Annotated in this window: 1 protein-coding gene; it reads left to right on the top strand. The window is 70.3% G+C overall.

What is annotated here, in order from left to right:
• Positions 1 to 1,847: acetate--CoA ligase (gene acs / locus E1288_RS46270; RefSeq protein WP_132495681.1), on the top strand; the 1,847-nt coding region annotated here is incomplete at both ends.

Below are 1,847 nucleotides of genomic sequence, written 5' to 3' on the forward strand. Positions count from 1 at the left end.
GCCTCGGCCGATCGGGAGGCGTTCTGGGCGAAGCAAGCCGAGCGGCTGGCCTGGGACACCAAGTGGGACCAGGTCCTGGACTGGTCGAACGCGCCGTTCGCGAAGTGGTACGTGGGCGGCAAGCTGAACGTGGCCTACAACTGCGTGGACCGCCACGTCGAGGCGGGCAACGGCGACCGGGTCGCGATCTACTGGGAGGGCGAGCCCGGGGATTCCCGCGAGATCACCTACGCCGAGCTGCAGCGCGAGGTCTCCCGCACCGCCAACGCGCTGGCGGCGCTGGGCGTGGGCGCCGGGGACCGGGTCGCGATCTACCTGCCGATGCTGCCCGAAGCGATCTTCTCGATGCTGGCCTGCGCCCGGCTCGGCGCCATGCACAGCGTGGTCTTCGGCGGGTTCTCCTCGGAGGCGCTGCGCACCCGGATCAACGACGCCGAGGCCAAGGTCGTCATCACCGCCGACGGCCAGTACCGGCGCGGCAAGCCCATGCCGCTGAAGGCAGGCGTCGACGAGGCCGTCGCGGAGACCCCCAGCGTCCAGCACGTGGTCGTGGTGCGCCGCACCGGCGGCGAGGTGGCCTGGGACGACTCGCGCGACAAGTGGTGGGACGACGTCGTCGCCGGCCAGCCGGACGTGCACACGCCGGAAGCCTTCGACGCCGAGAACCCGCTGTTCATCCTCTACACCTCGGGCACCACCGGACGCCCCAAGGGCATCCTGCACACCTCCGGCGGCTACCTCACCCAGGTCGCCTACACGCACCACAACGTCTTCGACCTCAAGCCCGAGTCGGACGTGTTCTGGTGCACCGCGGACATCGGCTGGGTCACCGGCCACAGCTACATCGTCTACGGCCCGCTGGCCAACGGGGCGACGCAGGTCGTCTACGAGGGCACCCCCAACGCGCCGCACGAGGGCCGGCACTGGGAGGTCGTCCAGAAGTACGGGGTGACGATCTACTACACCGCCCCGACGACCATCCGCACCTTCATGAAGTGGGGCGCGGAGATCCCGGCCAAGTACGACCTGTCCTCCCTGCGCCTGCTGGGGTCGGTCGGCGAGCCGATCAACCCCGAGGCCTGGATCTGGTACCGCAAGAACATCGGCGGCGACCGCACGCCGATCGTGGACACCTGGTGGCAGACCGAGACCGGCGCGATCATGATCTCGCCGCTGCCCGGCGTCACCGCCGCCAAGCCCGGCTCCGCGCAGCAGCCGCTGCCCGGAATCTCGGCCAAGGTCGTCGACGAGACCGGCGCCCAGGTCGGCAACGGCGGCGGCGGGCTGCTGGTCCTCGACCAGCCGTGGCCGTCGATGCTGCGCGGCATCTGGGGCGACGACGAGCGCTACCGCGACACCTACTGGTCGAAGTTCGCCGACCTGGGCTTCTACTTCGCCGGTGACGGCGCCAAGTACGACGACGACGGCGACATCTGGCTGCTGGGCCGGGTGGACGACGTCATGAACGTCTCCGGGCACCGCATCTCCACCACCGAGGTCGAGTCCGCCCTGGTGTCGCACCCCAACGTCGCCGAGGCCGCCGTGGTCGGGGCCTCCGACCCCACCACCGGCCAGGGCATCGTCGCGTTCGTGATCCTGCGCGGCGGCACCGACGACACCGCCAGCGGCGAGGCCGCGCTCAAGGAGCTGCGCGAGCACGTCTCCCACGAGATCGGCCCGATCGCCAAGCCCCGCCAGATCATGGTCGTGCCCGAGCTGCCCAAGACGCGCTCCGGCAAGATCATGCGGCGGCTGCTGCGCGACGTCGCGGAGAACCGCGAGGTCGGCGACGTCACCACGCTCGCCGACTCGTCCGTCATGTCGCTGATCTCCAAGGGCCTGAACAA

Origin of the sequence: Saccharopolyspora elongata, from assembly GCF_004348985.1 — a bacterium.
Classification (GTDB): domain Bacteria; phylum Actinomycetota; class Actinomycetes; order Mycobacteriales; family Pseudonocardiaceae; genus Saccharopolyspora; species Saccharopolyspora elongata.